This is a genomic window from Kitasatospora sp. MY 5-36 (genome assembly GCF_001182915.1).
Classification (GTDB): Bacteria; Actinomycetota; Actinomycetes; order Streptomycetales; family Streptomycetaceae; genus Kitasatospora.
Genome location: NZ_LFVW01001333.1, coordinates 1 through 864, shown reverse-complemented (window position 1 = coordinate 864; position 864 = coordinate 1). Strand labels below are relative to the sequence as shown.

The following is an 864-nucleotide window of genomic DNA, read 5'->3' as shown; positions in this document are numbered from 1 at the left end:
GTCCGACACGGCCACGCCGAGGCGTCCGGCCAGGGGGTCGTAGCAGGGGCGGGCGCGGGCCTCGGCGCTCAGCCGGGTGGCCTCGGTCAGGTTGCGGGGCGCGCTCGCGGGGCCGGGACCGGACTCCGCGAAGACGGTGAGGTCCTCGATCAGCGTGGCCACCGCGGGCGAGGCCAGCCGGACGTACCGGTGCCGGCCCTGCCGCTCCTCGGCCAGCAGCCCGCCCGCGATCAGCCGGGACAGGTGCTCGCTGGCCGTGGACGGCGCGACGCGCGCGTGCCGGGCCAGCTCACCGGCCGTCCAGGCACGGCCGTCGAGCAGGGCGGAGCAGATGGCGGCCCGGGTGGGGTCGGCGAGCAGGGCGGCGAGGGCGGCGAGCGTCATGCCTCCATGGTCGGGGCACGGCGGTGCGGGGATGCCCTGGTGCGGGGGACGGGGCGGTCGCGGCGGCGGGGCCGCGTGGGGGAGCGGAGCCGGGGACATGCCTCCAGGGTCGCCCCGGCACGGTTCGGCCGGGGCCGAAACGACCCGGGGCCACGATGACGGCATGAGCGAAACCACGGTGGTCCCCGGGGCGGCGACCACGACCTTCTCCCGCTACGACGATGTGACGGCGGCCCTGGCCGATCCCGCGCTGGTGCCGCTGCCCGCGGCGGCCCCCGCGCCTGGTGTGCCGGGCGGCGCCCCCGGCACGGTGGCCTGGCTGCGGTCCGCCGTCGCCCGGTTCAGCTCCGGGGAACCGCACGCCCGGCGCCGGGCGCTGGTGCTGGCCGACCTGGAGCGGCTGGACCCGGACCGGCTGCGGGTGGCCGCGGCCGGCGGCTTCGAGTCCGACGTCCGGCTGCGGGTCGTCCGGGTGCTCGC

Annotated in this window: 1 protein-coding gene and 1 pseudogene; one reads left to right on the top strand and one right to left on the bottom strand. The window is 79.3% G+C overall.

Features of this window, described 5'->3' with window-relative positions; all coding sequences use genetic code 11:
- A partial coding sequence (locus AE652_RS42290; protein WP_049661532.1) for a helix-turn-helix transcriptional regulator occupies nt 1-384 on the bottom strand: 384 nt, incomplete at its 3' end.
- Between the two features lie 163 nt (nt 385-547).
- Here AE652_RS42290 and AE652_RS42285 point away from each other — a divergent pair.
- Nucleotides 548-864: pseudogene (locus AE652_RS42285) on the top strand (hypothetical protein); the annotation flags it as partial.